This is a genomic window from Novipirellula rosea (genome assembly GCF_039541335.1).
GTDB lineage: Bacteria > Planctomycetota > Planctomycetia > Pirellulales > Pirellulaceae > Novipirellula > Novipirellula rosea.
Window position 1 is genome coordinate 195,009 of the sequence record NZ_BAABGA010000046.1, and the last position, 15,730, is coordinate 210,738.

General features: G+C 54.1%; 10 protein-coding genes. 3 read left to right on the forward strand and 7 right to left on the reverse strand.

The genetic code is table 11. The features are described from left to right. Positions 1–61: 61 nt before the first annotated feature. Positions 62–4,429 carry a PVC-type heme-binding CxxCH protein gene (locus ABD971_RS18370; protein WP_345324409.1) on the forward strand — a complete coding sequence of 1,456 codons (4,368 nt, stop codon included), beginning with the start codon at positions 62–64 and terminating at the stop codon, positions 4,427–4,429. 126 nt (positions 4,430–4,555) lie between these two features. Here ABD971_RS18370 and ABD971_RS18375 read toward each other — a convergent pair whose 3' ends face one another. From ABD971_RS18375 to ABD971_RS18405, 7 genes are all read right to left on the reverse strand, one after another. Then, a complete protein-coding gene (locus tag ABD971_RS18375) occupies positions 4,556–5,740 on the reverse strand; it encodes an NAD(P)-dependent malic enzyme (RefSeq protein ID WP_345324411.1) in 1,185 nt (394 codons plus the stop codon). Between the two features lie 128 nt (positions 5,741–5,868). After that, complete coding sequence (locus tag ABD971_RS18380) at positions 5,869–6,624, reverse strand: TVP38/TMEM64 family protein (protein WP_345324412.1); 756 nt, start codon at positions 6,622–6,624, stop codon at positions 5,869–5,871. 142 nt (positions 6,625–6,766) lie between these two features. After that, positions 6,767–7,303: a carboxymuconolactone decarboxylase family protein gene (locus ABD971_RS18385; RefSeq protein ID WP_339940765.1), complete on the reverse strand. Its 537-nt coding sequence runs from the start codon at positions 7,301–7,303 to the stop codon at positions 6,767–6,769. Positions 7,304–7,576: 273 nt separating this feature from the next. Further along, entirely contained in the window at positions 7,577–10,627 is a 3,051-nt protein-coding gene (locus tag ABD971_RS18390) for a CRTAC1 family protein (protein WP_345324415.1), read from the reverse strand. A gap of 6 nt (positions 10,628–10,633) precedes the next feature. After that, entirely contained in the window at positions 10,634–10,843 is a 210-nt protein-coding gene (locus ABD971_RS18395; protein ID WP_339940769.1) for a hypothetical protein, read from the reverse strand. Between the two features lie 147 nt (positions 10,844–10,990). After that, positions 10,991–12,202: a DUF1559 family PulG-like putative transporter gene (locus tag ABD971_RS18400; protein ID WP_345324417.1), complete on the reverse strand. Its 1,212-nt coding sequence runs from the start codon at positions 12,200–12,202 to the stop codon at positions 10,991–10,993. Between the two features lie 648 nt (positions 12,203–12,850). Continuing rightward, positions 12,851–13,663, reverse strand: coding sequence for a ZIP family metal transporter (locus ABD971_RS18405; RefSeq protein WP_345324418.1), 813 nt, complete (start codon positions 13,661–13,663; stop codon positions 12,851–12,853). A gap of 119 nt (positions 13,664–13,782) precedes the next feature. Here ABD971_RS18405 and ABD971_RS18410 point away from each other — a divergent pair, with 119 nt between their 5' ends. Both ABD971_RS18410 and ABD971_RS18415 read left to right on the forward strand, forming a co-directional pair. Next, positions 13,783–14,334 carry a DedA family protein gene (locus ABD971_RS18410; RefSeq protein WP_425571331.1) on the forward strand — a complete coding sequence of 184 codons (552 nt, stop codon included), beginning with the start codon at positions 13,783–13,785 and terminating at the stop codon, positions 14,332–14,334. A 243-nt stretch (positions 14,335–14,577) separates the two neighbouring features. Continuing rightward, the gene (locus tag ABD971_RS18415; protein WP_345324420.1) at positions 14,578–15,636 is read left to right on the forward strand and encodes a sodium:calcium antiporter; all 1,059 of its coding nucleotides are present in this window, start codon (positions 14,578–14,580) and stop codon (positions 15,634–15,636) included. The last annotated feature ends 94 nt before the right edge of the window (positions 15,637–15,730 follow it).

Here is a 15,730-nt window from a genome sequence, read left to right on the forward strand (position 1 = left end):
TTCTGGCGACCTCGGTCGCCCCCGCTCTCCCTCCCCCCCTTTTTTTGCGTCTCCCACGACTATGAAACACTCGTTTTCCGTCTCCGCACTGCTGTTACTTGTGATCGCATCGATCATTTCAGGATCCGCAAGTGCGGCAGATCCATTAAAAGTCCTGTTTCTCGGCGACCAAGGGCACCATCAACCCAAACCACGGTTTGATGAGCTTGCCCCTGTGTTGAAGGCACGGGGAATTGAGATGACCTACAGCGAAGATTTGGCAATGCTGAATCCACAATCGCTCGGGCAATATGATGCGGTGGCGCTGTACGCGAACATCGACCATATTGAAAAATCGCAAGCCGATGCGTTGTTGCAATACGTCACGCAAGGCGGCGGTTTTGTACCGCTGCACTGTGCCACGTATTGCTTTCGCAACGACGACCGGATCGTAGCGTTGATGGGAGCCCAGTTTCAGCGTCATGGCACCGGCGTGTTCCGCACCGACATCGCCAACGCCGAGCATCCACTGATGCAAGGATTTGATGGATTTGAAAGTTGGGACGAAACTTACGTGCATCACATGCACAACGAGAAAAACCGCACGGTGCTCGAGTATCGTGTCGACGCCGAAGGCCGCGAACCATGGACATGGATTCGCAGCGAAGGCGAGGGGCGTGTTTTCTACACCGCCTGGGGGCATGATTCTCGGACTTGGACCAATCCTGGCTTTCAAAACCTCGTTGAACGCGGCATCCGCTGGGCAGCCAAAGGGGATCCGCAACAAGCTGGCGATTTCCTACAAGACCAAGCGTTTCCGGTTCCCGAGATGACGAAGATTGCGGCAGACGTCAAACCGTTTGAATACCAAGATGTCGGTAGCGAAATCCCGAACTACACTCCCTCGGACAAATGGGGAGTGCAGGGGAAACCGATGAACATGATGCAAAAACCACTCGAACCCGCTGAGTCGATGAAGCATCTCGTCGTCCCCAAGGGATTTCATGTCGAACTGTTTGCATCGGAGCCGGAATTGAAGGGCAAGCCGATCTGTATGGCATGGGACGAGCGAGGCCGATTGTGGGTCGCGGAGACCTACGACTACCCCAACGAATTGCAACCGACTGGCAAGGGACGTGATCGCATTCGCATCTGTGAAGACACCGACGGCGATTGGAAAGCGGACAAGTTCACCGTGTTTGCCGAAGAACTGAGTATCCCGACCAGCATCACATTCCATGACGGCGGGGCGATCGTTCAAAACGCTACCGAGACACTGTACTTAAAAGACACCGACGGTGACGACAAAGCCGACGTACGCAAGGTGTTGATCAAGAACTGGACCCTCGGCGACACCCACGGTGGCGTCAGCAATTTCCAGTATGGATTGGACAACTGGATTTGGGCGATGCAGGGTTACAACCAATCCAAACCCGTTGCCGACGGAAAGCCCCAACAGGCATTTCGAATGGGCTTCTTTCGTATGCGTCCCGATGGATCCGAGGTGGAATTCATCCGCTCGACCAATAACAACACCTGGGGACTCGGCATCAGCGAAGAAGGATTGATCTTTGGCTCGACCGCCAACGGAAACCCCAGTGTCTTCATGCCGATCGCCAACCGCTATTACGAGCGAGTCCGCGGATGGACGCCGTCGTTAACTCTTTCATCGATCGCGGACAGCAACGATTTTCATCCGATCACGGACAAGGTTCGCCAAGTCGATCATCACGGCGGCTACACCGCCGCCGCAGGCCACTCGCTGTACACCGCTCGCGAATACCCTCAGGAATATTGGAATCGTGTTGCCTTTGTGAACGGACCTACGGGACACTTGACCGGTGCGTTTGTGCTGAAGCACGATGGCAGCGGATTCACGTCGACCAGTCCGTTTAACTTGCTCGCCAGCGACGATGAATGGACCGCTCCGATCATGGCTGAAATTGGTCCCGATGGACAAGTTTGGATCATTGATTGGTACAACTACATTGTCCAGCACAATCCGACGCCGCAAGGTTTTGAAACAGGCAAGGGAGCGGCTTACGAGACGAAGCTTCGTGACAAGAAACACGGACGCATCTATCGCGTGGTGTTCGATGGTTCCGATGCAAAACCGAGTCCCGATCTGTCCAAGGCGACACCAAGCGAATTAGTGGCTGCGCTGACTCATCCGACGATGTTGACCCGCAAACACGCTCAGCGTTTGTTGGTGGAACGGGGCAAAACGGATGTGACGGAAGAATTAATCGCGTTGATTCAGGACGAGTCCACCGACGCGATTGGGCTGAACGTCGGTGCAATCCATGCATTGTGGACGCTAAAGGGACTCGGTGAACTAGACGCGGATGATACCGCGGCAAGTTCGGCGGTGTTCGCGGCGCTGCATCATCCCTCGGCTGGCGTCCGTCACAATGCGGTCAAGGTGTTGCCATCGTCGACCGCGTCGGTCGATGCGTTGTTGGCCGCCGGCGTTCATCGTGATCCCAATGCCAACACTAAACTGGCTGCGATCTTGGCGTTGTCCGACTTGCCGGCAAGCACCGCCAGTGGCGAGGCCGTTGCCCAAATCCTGTCAGAGCCGGCCAACTTGGCGGATCGCTGGATTCCCGATGCCGCCACCAGTGCCGCGGCGCAAAACAGCATCGGTTTCTTGCAAGCGGTTGCCAAAAACCAAACCTCCAATCCCGCAACGAAGCTGCTCGAAATCACGCAGCGTGTTGCCGAACACTACGCTCGAGGCGATCGAGCAGGCGAGATGGAAACGTTAACTGCAAGTTTGCAAAACGCAAATCCAGCCGTCATTGACGCTGTGTTCGCTGGGATCAGCAATGGATGGCAAGGTGATCAAAAGATCGAGATGACTGCCGAACTCGAATCCAACCTGGAATCGCTTCTGGACCAGGGATCCCCGGGAACTCGAGGCGTATTGGTTCGCTTGGCCACCCAATGGGGCAGCAAAAAGTTCGAGAAGTACAGCAAAGAGATCACCGATGCGTTTGTCGAAACGCTCAGCGACGAAGACACCCCTGACGCGAAACGAATCGACGCCGCTCGTAAATTAGTCGAGTTTAATCCCGCCGATGAAGAAACGGTCACGTCACTGTTGGATCAATTGAACCCGAGAACGCCTCCGGCACTTGCCGACGGCATTCTCGATGCACTTGAGCAAAGCAGTTCGGAATCGCTGGGTCCTCAATTGATTGATCGACTTGCCACGATGACGCCATCGGTTCGGCTGGCAAGCTTGACACTTTTACTGAAACGTCCCGGATCGACAAAATCACTGTTGGAAGCAGCAAAGAATGGCGACGCCTCGCTAAACGACCTTGCTTTGGACCAAAAGCAATCGCTCGCATCGCACCCCAACAAATCGATTCGCGAAGAAGCCAAGAAACTGCTTGAAAGTGGTGGATCGCTGCCCAACGCCGACCGACAAAAGGTGCTCGAAGAGCTGTCGTTCGTTGCCCACACAAAAGGCGACGCAGTCAAAGGTAAAGAGGTTTTCAAAGTTCACTGCGGAAAATGCCATGTTCACAGTGGCGAAGGTTCGCCCGTCGGCCCTGACTTGACCGGCATGGCCGTTCATCCGAAAGAGGAGTTACTGACGCATATTCTTGATCCAAGCCGAAACGTCGAAGGTAACTTTCGTGTTTACACGGTGCTGACGCTCGACGGTCTTGTCCTGAATGGGATGTTGGCGTCAGAATCGAAGACCGCGATCGAATTATTTGACACCGAAGGCAAAAAGCACGCGGTGTTGCGTGAAGACATTGAAGAGCTTGTGGCGTCACAAAAATCGATTATGCCCGAGGGATTCGAAAAGTCGATTAACCCCAAAGAGCTCACCGATTTGCTCGAGTTCCTGACCCAACGTGGCAAACACGTCGCAATGGATCTGAGCAAGGTCATGTCGGCCGCAAGTGACCGTGGGATGTTTATCAATCCCGACGGAGAAATCGAGCGGCTTGTCTTTAGTGATTGGGCCCCCAAGACGTTCAAAGGCGTCCCGTTCCAATTGATCGATCCTCGCAATGGCAGCGTGCCCAACGTGGTCGTGCTGAACAGCAACCACAGTCCGATCGTTTCGAAAATGCCAAAGTCTGTGACATTGCCTCTGAATGGACCGGCCAAAGCGATCCATCTGCTCAGCGGTGTTTCCGGTTGGGGTTTCCCCTATAGCGACGCAAAAACGGTCAGCATGATGGTGCGAATTCACTACGCCGACGGCGAAAGCGAAGATCACGAACTGCTTAACGGAGTTCATTTCGCTGATTACATCCGACGCGTGGATGTACCGGAGTCCGAATTTGCCTTTGATTTGTCAGGACGTCAAATTCGTTATCTCGCGGTCTACCCCAAACGCGCCGAACCGATCTCGACGATCGAATTGGTCAAAGGCCCCGATCGGTCGGCTCCTGTGGTGATGGCGATGACGGTCGAGTCACCGTAATCGGCGAAAATAGAAATCGGTTTTCGAAGTGACAACACGCCTGGTGAGACCTTGGTCTTGCGAGGCGTGTTTTATCCGCGGGTCAATTGATTGGGCAGGTTCGAATCCAATTCAACGCTAGTTACATCAAGGGCTATCGGTCTTGGTTGCTACGGAGTGGATTGCCGCCGCGACACTGGGTGCGACGGTTTGATCGAGTGGGTTGGGCAGAATCATTTCGGCAGTCGGTTCATGTACACAGGCAGCCAACGCATGAGCGGCAGCGATCTTCATTTCTTCGCTGATTCGCTTGCTGCGGCTATCCAAGGCGCCGCGAAAGATCCCGGGAAAGGCTAGCACGTTGTTCACTTGATTCGGAAAATCACTGCGTCCGGTACCCACGATCGCAGCCCCGGCGGCGATCGCATCGGCGGGCATGATCTCGGGAATGGGATTGGCCATCGCGAGGATGATCGGCTGCGCGGACATCGATTGGATGTGACTTGGTTTTAGAAGGTTGCCTTTGCTGACTCCAATAAAGACGTCGGCATCGTCCATTACATCCGCGAGATTGCCGTGTCGATTTTCGCGATTCGTATAAGCCAACAGCTGTGTTTTCTCGGGTGACAATCCCTCGCGGTCCCGATGAATCGCGCCGCGTGAATCACAGACGACGACGTCAAGAACCGCTCGGCAGACGCTAGGATCATGCCCCACACAGCGCAGCAGTCGGGCGATCGCCGTTCCCGCAGCACCGGCGCCATTGATCACCACTCGCATGTCGGTCAGTTTGCGATCAATCACTTTCGCGGCATTGATCAACGCGGCTAACAGCACGATCGCCGTACCATGTTGATCATCGTGGAAAACGGGAATGCCCAAGTCTTGCAATTGTTTTTCGACTTCAAAGCACTTGGGGGCCGCGATGTCTTCGAGATTGATGCCACCGAAAACCGGAGCAATCCGGCGCACCGTATCAATGATCTCTTGAGTATCTTGGGTATCCAGGCAAATGGGCCAAGCATCGATCCCTGCGAACTCGCGAAACAGCAGTGCTTTGCCCTCCATCACCGGGATGGCCGCATGGGCACCGATGTTCCCCAGCCCCAACACTGCTGACCCGTCACTGACGATCGCGACGGAGTTATTTTTGATGGTCAAATCCCATGCTCGGGCAGGATCTTTCGCGATCACCTCACAGGGCCGTGCAACCCCCGGAGTATATGCAATCGACAAATCGTCGGCCGTTTTCACCGGCATCCGCGAATGCATTCCGATCTTGCCACGCAGTTGCTCGTGGACAATCAAACTTCGCGTAAAGAAATCAGTCATCAGGATTTCCTGAGTAAATGGAGGAATAACCCAAAACAGACCAATAGCGAGAAAGACCGACGTTAATTGGCACTGAACGAAGTCGTCGTGTTAGCGTGTTCGGTTGTCCTCAACATATCAAACTGAATTCATGCAGGTTGTACTCGCTTTCGCTGAATAAACTTCATCGTAAAACGAACGCCCAACGGAAAAACACCAAGCAGCACAAAAGCGCTGCCAATCTGCCAGAGCTGACTTGACGTAAATACCGCAGCAATGCCTTTATCCGCCAGTGTCTGCAGATCGGGAACACTCGATCCTGCGTAGACGTAAACGGCGGTCCCCGCCAGCATTCCGAGTTGGCTGACCCACCAAAACGTACGAGTGCGAATCGGCGTCAACCCCATCACGGCATTGATCACAAAAAACGGGACTGCAGGGATCAGCCGCAACGTGAACAAAAAGAAAGGCCCTTCCTGTTCGAGCGATTCATTAAAACTTTTCAGCCGCTCGCCAAATCGATTCTGGATCGCGTCGCGAAACAAGAATCGGCTCAACAGAAACGCCATCGTGGCGCCGGCGGTCGATGCGAAACTGACCAGGACCAATCCACGAACCAAACCAAAGTACCAACCATAAACCAGCGTCAACACCGCCGCCCCGGGAATCGACAACCCGGTGGCGAGTACATAAACCCCAAACGCGACACCATAGACCAATACGGGATGATCGGCTTGGAACGTACGCAGCTGAGCTTCTTGTTGGGCGAGCGACTCAAGATTCAGCAAATGACCAAACTGGATGTAGCCGATGATGGCCACGGCGACGACAAGCAAAAACAGTCCCGCTTTCTTGGCCATGTCTGGTTTCGCAGGGTTTTCGGTTTGGTGAATTTCGGCAGCCATGGTTTGACCTTCGGGTAGTGACCACGATTATATCGTTTGAATGTGCGACTTGGTTTCGCTAACAATGAGACGATCTCGTGCAAGTATCCTTACAAAAAGGCTACAAAAACCGAAGTACTTTGCCATGTCTGGCGCGACGGCCCTAGAGTTTCTCAGCGGCTGGGAAGTCCAATGCCGTGTCATTGACGTGGTTAAACAGGTTTGAATAGGTCGCCAATCCGATGTACCCCACCGCCTCGGCAATTTGACCGTCGCTATATCCGGCCGTCCGCACTTCGTTCAGTTCGTCATCTGAGACAAAACCTTTGCTCGCGATCACACGTCGGACAAACTCGAGCAACGCTGCACGCTTTTTATCCTCCGAAAAAAAGCGACGAGCTGCCAACGTTTCCTCATTCGTGAGTCCGATTTTCTTGGCGACCATCGTATGAGCCGAAACGCAGTATTCGCAGCCATTCTCTTCACTGACGGCCAGATAAATAACCTCTCGGTCCTCCGGCGCCAACTCGCCCTCGGCCAACGCTGCGGACATCGAAAGATACCCCTTCAACGCGGCTGAGCTATTTCCCATACCTTGAAAAATGTTTACGACTTTGCCCATTTGGGACGTCAGGTTGCCGTAAATATCCTTTACCGCGCCGGAAGCTTGATCGGGAGTGACTTGGTTGAGACGAGGCATTTTTAGAGTCCTGTTCTAGTGGTTGGTTAATAACGTTGATGCGATAAAGGCTTTTTAGCAAACCGACATAAAGCATCTGCCATAAAGCATCTGCGTTGAGTGTCTAGTTTGCTTGGAACCAATTCGCGACAAGCGTTGCAATGGCGAAACATGCCACCGAACCGCCAAACGAGCGAGAGCGAGCGAAAAAACGGGATTTGCTGATTCGAATCGAACGTTTTGAAGTGTGTCGCGGACAGAGCGGCGGGCAGGCCGATTCCGTCTGCCGCAACTTCAATGGTCGAGCATCGTGATCCCTTGCGATTCCGCGATTGACCACCGCATATTGGGTGTCAAATCGTCGTAGGAATCCACATTGCCGCTTGGCCAACGGATGGTCACGGAGCAATTCGAGGGCTTCGAATCCCTCAAGCCGAAACGAAGGAGACGTTCGTTGCTGCAAAGATAGCCATCACCCGAGGTGAGCGGCTTTTTCCAGACGTCGTTGCCACAACGAAGCTCGACCGTGGCTCCAATCGCGTCCCGCGAACTCGACGTTCCCACCAATTGAAATTCGATCCACGACCGTCCTGCTGTCGATTGATTCATCAGCAAGGCAACCGGCTCGGTTTGATGCGTTACGAACAGATCAGTCATCCCATCTCGATCGGCATCCACCGTCCATAACGCGCGACCGACGTGCAACGAATTCATATACGCTCCTTGCATGATTGGGGACACCAATTCGAATCGCCCTTTTGCGTTTTGCTCATAAAGTTGGAAGGGTTGTTCATAGTCGGCACGAACACCACTCGGCGACAAAATCTGAACGTGCCCGTTGGTGACGACAATCTCAAGTCGTCCATCGTTGTCAAAATCCACCATCTGCGTTCCGAATGCCACCAGCGGAAACGAGCTCGATGCGAGTCCGAAACGATTGGTATCGTCGACCCACAATTGATGGCCACGATCCCGATGCAGCAGATTAGACTCATCTGCAAAATTCGTCACGAACAAATCAAATCGCCCATCACGATCCACGTCACCCACAGCGATCCCCATGGATCCCTGTGCAGCACCTCGAGCATCGCCGGCCAAACCGCGCGTCATTGCAAAATCACGTAGCCGATCATCGGCATCGGCAACTAATGCCGTCGACCAGTAATGGTTGTTGGTCATATCATTGGCAACCAACAGATCGATTCCCGCGTCATCATCCAACGCACCGGCAACGATCCCTAAACCACGACCGATGATGTCGGGTTCCGCTGCGATGTGTTCCGATTGCGGTTGAAAATATCCGGCAGCGTCACCAATCCGAAACACATCAGAGTCTGCCGGAAATGCCATCGGCGAACAGGAGGGTGCGGCATCCAATTGCTTTGCAAAGCAGCGATGGGTCGTCAATTGCTCGCCTTTGCAATAATTCAGATACACCAAATCCGCCAACCCATCCGTATTGAGATCGACGATCGCGCCGCTTGTGGACCACGCGGCCTCGGTGCTTGTTCCGAGCCAGCGACTGGTTCCCTCTTCAAAGGTTCCATCGCCTTGATTCAGGTACAGTGCGTTGCGGCCAAAGTTGAGAACAAGGATGTCAGGAAAACCATCTTCATTGACATCCCCCACGGCAACCCCTTGTCCAAATCCGGTGTCGCCGGTGCCAGCTAACAAGGTGGTTTCGCGGAACACACCACCAAGATTCCGAAACAAAGCGTTGCTTTTAGAATCGGCGATCCGGGGCGTCCCCCCCGCCGCCGCAAAGTAAACATCGCTCCAGCCATCCAGATCGTAGTCCAACGTACCTCCGCCACAACCGAGCGTGTGGTGCAACATAAATCCGGGCTGATCGAGATGTTCGTGAGTGTAGCCAAAAAACTTGACTCCACGCTCGGTTGCCTGATCGATGAGTTTCAATTGGGAAGTGGATTGGGCATGCCTGCTCGGCTCGGTGGCACTTGTGACCAGCGTGGTGTGATCTTTCAGACTCGCGTCGCGTTCGACTGCCGGCAGTGCCAAATGGCTGAAATCAAGCGTTAGTTCGGGATGCCCTTGTAACACTTGCCATGGCATGTCGCGGCGAAGCGTGGCGACGACGGAATTGCGATACTCGGCTGCCGATTCGATCGGATCTCGCGTCAATGTTAATGCCATTGCGGCCCACGCTTCGCATTCCCAGAGACGGCCAAGCTGTTGAAGCGTTTGGGCGATTCCGATTGCCAAACGCTGTGAATCGGCTTGTGCGGATAAAAACTCGCGTCGCTGTTGGTCGAGACGGTTGAGTAACCGGGCCCGTGTTTGGATACCGCTACTTGCCGCGATCAACTCAGGCGTGAACCGCTGTTCAACCAGTCGCTGTAAACTCGTTTGCAGTTTCAACCAACACTCGCTGTGGTCTGCATCTCGGAGTGTTCCTTCCCAGTAGCACCGCGTTGCAACTTCATCGAGCATTTGATCATGGGCCCAGTCTCCCAATGCGATCCAGTAGCGGACATCCGAGTCAACGTCCTCAGGCGTTTGGGTCGCCAGCCGCATCACCGCATCAAAATCGCCAGATCGCGCAACGGTCGAAATCGCCAGCGCATGAGCGGGAACAAAGTCGACGTGACGAGCAATAATGCGAGCGAGCAGCTCAACGGCGGCTTCGTCACGACGTTGATCAAAGTGGCGTTTCGCTTTCGCTAGCAGCGGTCGCAAATCCTCGGGATTCCGATCGACTAACAACTGCAGCGAATCTTCTTCGAGCGTTCGCGGTCCGTTTGCAGCGAGATCTAGCAACAATTTGAGATCAAATTTGCGTTGTTGCACCAACACACGTCGATGGGGATCCGCTAAATCGGCCCGCTCGGCCATCGCATAGAAATCAACAAGTTGACGGCGAAAAACGTGATGCTCGGGACGTCGTTCCGTGGTGTTTTCAAGTAGTTCGATTCCGGCATAAAGCCGTCCCCGTGAAAGCAGTGCCACCACCGTCTGTTGGACGTGGTTATCGTCGGCATAGGACTCGACCGCGCAGGCCGCCAACATCAGTTCGGTCGACAACGGCAGATCGCCGTTATGGTAGGCAACCTTAGCTGCCATGAATAAGACGTCGGGATCATCAGGTCGTTCGATCAAAGCGGCGCTGGACCACTGTGACGCATCGGCCCATTTGCTTTCAGCTACCGCTTGCGAAAAACGGGTGTACGCGGATGCAGCCGCAACCGGATCGACGCCTGGCGTGTCCGCATCTGGCAGTGGCGTGCCCCCGCAGCCCCCGAACAGTGAACACAAAACCAGAAGCACCAGCCGACCGCAACGTCGCATCTTGACGTGATGAATCCCGACAGTCTGAGAATGAAGCAAGACGTTTTAGTTTTTGGGCAAAGGCTTACTTTGATCGTAATTCCCCTGCGCAAATCCTTTCTCCATCATGCGTTGTTCTTCTTCGATTGCGGCGCGGACTTTGGCGATTTCCTCTTCGTTGGCACCTTCTAGGACGCTGGCTGCCCTGGGTTCGCCACATCCAAGATTGAAGCAGAACGTACAGGACAACAGGGCAAGGCATGCAAGTCGTTTCATTGTTAGCTTTCGAGTTAATGGGGTAAAATGATCGATCATTAAAAAGAAAGGCTTCGGGCACTCGGTACACGAAGCCTGGTTGTTCGGACTTGTCAGAATCGAACCTGCGGTTAGGGAGATCCGATTCGAATCCATCTTTATTGCCGTTTAGAATTCGGCCGAAATCGTTTCCTTGGCGGCGCGACTGCCAAGTGATCCCCACAACCCATAAGGACTCTGCGCTCCCGGTTGATTCTTGTTGGTCGCGTTGCCCCACTGATGAACCATGGGAGCGGTTGAATTGCCGGATTCAATCGAGTCGGTGATGAACTTCACCGCTCCATCGGCCATCAACACGTGAACGCCACCTTGGTGACGACTCGATGGCGGCAACACGATCAAATCAACACCGCGGTCATAACCACAAACCTCTTTGTTGGGTGGCAAAATCGTGGTCACCATCGTGTACAGCGGCAATCGGCTGAACCACTGATAACCACGACCATTGGATGATCCATCGGTCGGCGTCGAGGAAGCCCAGAACTGAGGTCGCTGAGCATCCACCAAACCACCCGCACCACAATCCGAGGGATTGTCACGCGGACCAGGATAGGTCCAACTTGGACGATCGTAAGAAATCGTTCGCTTGTCTTTATCGCCGAGGTCGGTCGCGATTTCCCCCATCGCAATCGTGTTTGACAAACCATCGAGAATGTCACGAAACTTCATTTGCTTGTAACAAGCAAACACACCACGATCGGCCGCACGCTGCTCTTCGGCTTGAGCCGAGTTGAGAGGTTTCCAAGGATTGTCACTGCGATTGCCAAAGTTGATCCAGCGTCCCGAATCGCCACCACACATGGCATAGTTTGTCCGTCCCGCGGCGGGCAATCCCGTTCCCGGATCACTTGGACAACGAAGCGTCGGCATTTCAGTGCTGTAAGGCAGGTAATCGAGCCAGTTTTGTGGACTTGGGCCCATCGCTGGGAAATCAATCGTGCCGTCTTTGTTGTAATCGTTGGGGTTACTGATCACCTCCCAAATCGCTTGCTGCTCGATGAACGGTGTCAGTCCCACCAAGGCCGACAATTGGTTCTGACTCGCATTCTTGGTGTTGGACCACCAGTACGAATTGCTGAGGGTTGTATCCTCGGTACCACTTCCCTGAATCGGAAGCGCGTTGTAGGCGCTGTGATAGTTGTGCATACCGAGACCAAGTTGCTTGAAATTGTTACTGCAACTCATTCGGCGAGCCGCTTCACGGGCCGCTTGAACGGCGGGCAGTAACAAACCTACGAGCACGCCAATGATGGCGATCACCACGAGCAACTCGACTAGGGTAAACCCGTCACGCTGTGGTAAAGAACGATTCTTTTGCATCAAAAAACCTTCAAGATAAGAAAAAGGACGGACCATCGCCGATTCGTCATTTCGAGCCGGCCGATGAAGAAACTCGCTCACTTTGTTTCGTGACCCTCACCGCGGTCGACGCGACGCTGATCCCGTTGACACCGATCTTGATGACCAGTTCAAACAACCCCGAGGTCGTTCTTCGCTTCGTGCTCTGGAGATGGAGAAGCCTTGAATTAGATGAAGCAGGAGCACGTCTTTGCGAAGCACCTCAAAATCGACTTTTCAGAACCATGGCAACCAGGTTACCCATGACCTAAATTCACCAAAAAAGCAAACGAGCCCCTCAAGCAAAAACAAATGAAAGTTGCTGTTTAAGTTGACTGCAAGTTGCTCTCTGACTCTGCGAATCCTATTAACCAGTGGCGACTACGTCAAATTAAAGGGGATTTACGGCGGTTTCTCAGACGCAAAATCCTTTCGGAATCCAGAATCCCTGTTCTCGTTTTTCCGCACTCCTGAGGACCTATGAATTTTGAACACGACCGAACAACTACAAGCAGCGTCCGATTCACAACAAAATGGCACCAGGTTCCTGGTCGAAAAACGGTCAAGATTTTTTTTTAGAAATCATGACTTTTTTGGTTTACAACGATGAAAAACGGAGGCATTCGGGATCTAACCCAACGCTACATCCAAAATCATCATCAGAGTGAATCCCAGCATCAGACAAACGGTTGCCAAGTCATCATTGCCTTGTTGCTGCGTTTCGGGGATCAACTCTTCGACCACCACGTAAACCATCGCCCCGGCAGCGAAACTGAGGGCAAATGGCAACACCGGAGCAGCGAACATCACCACGGCGGCTCCGATGACGGCGGCCACGGGTTCGACCAGCGCGGATGCTTGTCCAATCATCCAGGCCTTGATGCGGCTGAGCCCTTCGCCGCGTAGCGGAACGGCAACTGCGATCCCTTCGGGAACGTTTTGCAATCCGATACCAATGGCCAATGCGGTGGCACTGCCCAGGCTGGCCGTTTCCAGACCGCTGGCGGCACTGCCCAGCGCCACGCCGACCGCCAATCCCTCAGGAATGTTATGCAGCGTAATGGCGATGATCAGCAGCACGCTGCGTTGCCACGCGGTACGCGGTCCTTCGGCGGATTCGGTCGGCAGCCCACGATGCAGATGGGGCAGCAGGCGGTCGAGCCCCCACAAAAAAACACCTCCGACGATAAAACCGACTGCGGCCGGAAACCAGCTAGGCCAGCCCTGTTCGTCCGCCACTTCGATCGATGGCGCCAGCAGACTCCAATAACTTGCCGCCAGCATCACTCCGCCTGCAAACCCAAGCATTGCGTCGAGCAGTTTTCGATTGACTCGAACCAAGCCAAACACCAGCGCAGCGCCCAGCGCGGTCAGCCCCCAGGTAAACAGACCGGCAGCGAGTGCTTGCCAGACCGGATCCAATTCTTTTAGCCATGTGATCATTTTGCTGCGGTAATGCAGATGATGTGCCGCTGGCACGCGGGTTGCCGTGAAGTTTGGGCATGGAAAAATGGATCACTGAATTTTTGGAACAGTTTGGCGCGGCAGGAGTAGGTCTCCTGATGTTGGCTGAAAATATCTTTCCGCCGATGCCGTCGGAAATCGTTATGCCGTGGGCAGGGTACTCGGTAAGCCAGGGAAATGTGTCATTTATTGCCGTCGTCACGGCTGGCAGCATCGGTTCGTTTCTGGGGGCGTTGGCTTGGTATCTACTGGCGCGTTGGATTGGCAAGGAGCGGCTGGCCCGTTGGATCGACGGCCACGGTGCTTGGTTAACGATCACCCGTCGCGACTTGGATCAAGTCGATCAATGGTTTGAAAAATGGGGCAGTGTCGCGGTATTGGTATGTCGGATGATTCCTGGGATTCGTACCTTGATCAGCGTTCCGGCTGGTTTTGCAGCGATGCCGATTGGCCGATTTTCGGTATTCACGGCGATCGGCACTGTGTTATGGACCGCGCTGCTTGCTGGCATCGGATGGTGGCTCGGCGACCATTACAAAGATCTCGCAGCCCCGTTGAGCTGGGTCAGCATGGCAGTGATCGCGGGGCTGTTTGCGTGGTGGATTTGGCGAGTGCTGCGGCAGCGGTCGGCTCGGACGACAACCACTTGATGGTTTCAGAACCTTGGCGTGACCGTTCGGGGCGACCCCCATGGCACATGCTGTTTGATTCCGCCGCCAGAACTCCCTCTCGCGTTACCGTTTGCTTATGCCATTCGGTTTGCTTACGCCATTCCGTTTGAAAATCGACATGGCTTAAAAATCGACGCTGCCTCGTTGACGCAGTGTGGGAAATCGGCAATCGGTTGCCATAACAAAATTCACTTATTTGCATTCCCAACTGAGTTGAATTCGATGCTTGATTTGCAGTCCCAGTCACTAACGATCCATTTCGGCATTTTTGCTGTCGCAGCGTTATTTGTGTGGTTTGCGGGAACCAAGCTCAGCAAGTACGTCGACCTGTTTGCAGACCGGACGGGACTGGGAAAAGCGTTTGCAGGCGTCTTACTGCTTGGCGGCGCCACCAGCTTGCCAGAGTTGGCAACGACGTTGACGGCATCTTACTCCGGAGCGGCCGAATTAGCGGGAAACAATCTGCTCGGAGGCGTGGTGATGCAGGTTGCCGTTTTGGCTTTGATTGACGCATTCGTATTGCGTGGTCGCCCGCTCACTCTCTTTTCGCCGCAATCGTCATTGATCATGGTCGGCGTAATGCTGATCGCATTGATAGCTCTCGCATCGGCGGCCGTCTCGAGCGGCGAGCTTTACTCAGTTGCTGGCGTTGGAGTGTGGCCGATCCTATTGTTTGCAGCATACATTTCATCATTGTGGGTAATCTATCGTTATGAGGGAAAACCACGATGGGAACCGCGTGGAGAGATTGCCGAGCCACCCGAATCGGCCCGTGATATCAAGGATGCACATCAACGCCAATACCAAGACGTCTCGACACGCGGCTTGGTCGGCTACTTTTTCATCGCCTCTGCCGTTGTCTTGATCGGAGGCTACTTTGTCGCGGTATCGGGCGAAATGATCGCTGAGCAGACAGGGATCGGACAAAGCTTTGTTGGTGCTACGTTGGTCGCCCTGGTGACGAGTTTGCCCGAGCTGAGTACGACTTATTCTGCGGTCCGCTTTGGTGCCTACAGCATGGCGGCAGCAAATATTCTAGGCACCAACAGCCTCGAGATCGCGTTGTTCTTGCCTGCGGAATTGGCTTATCGCGAAGGCAACCTGTTTGACGCCCTGCAGCCGTCCGCAGCCTTTCTGGCGGCGTTGGGGATCGTCGTCACCAGTTTGTATTTGTGGGGAATTCTAGAGCGACGCGACAAGACCGTGTTTGGGATGGGAGTCGATTCGTTTGCAGTATTGGCGACGTATGCCGCCGGATTGGCTGTGTTCTACACGATGTAGCGGACTCACCACGTGGTTAACGGACCACGCGGGCCTCAATTCGTTGGCATGAGAGTTGCGTCGCTTTGTTGAAGAAGTTGTCTTAATAAGGAAC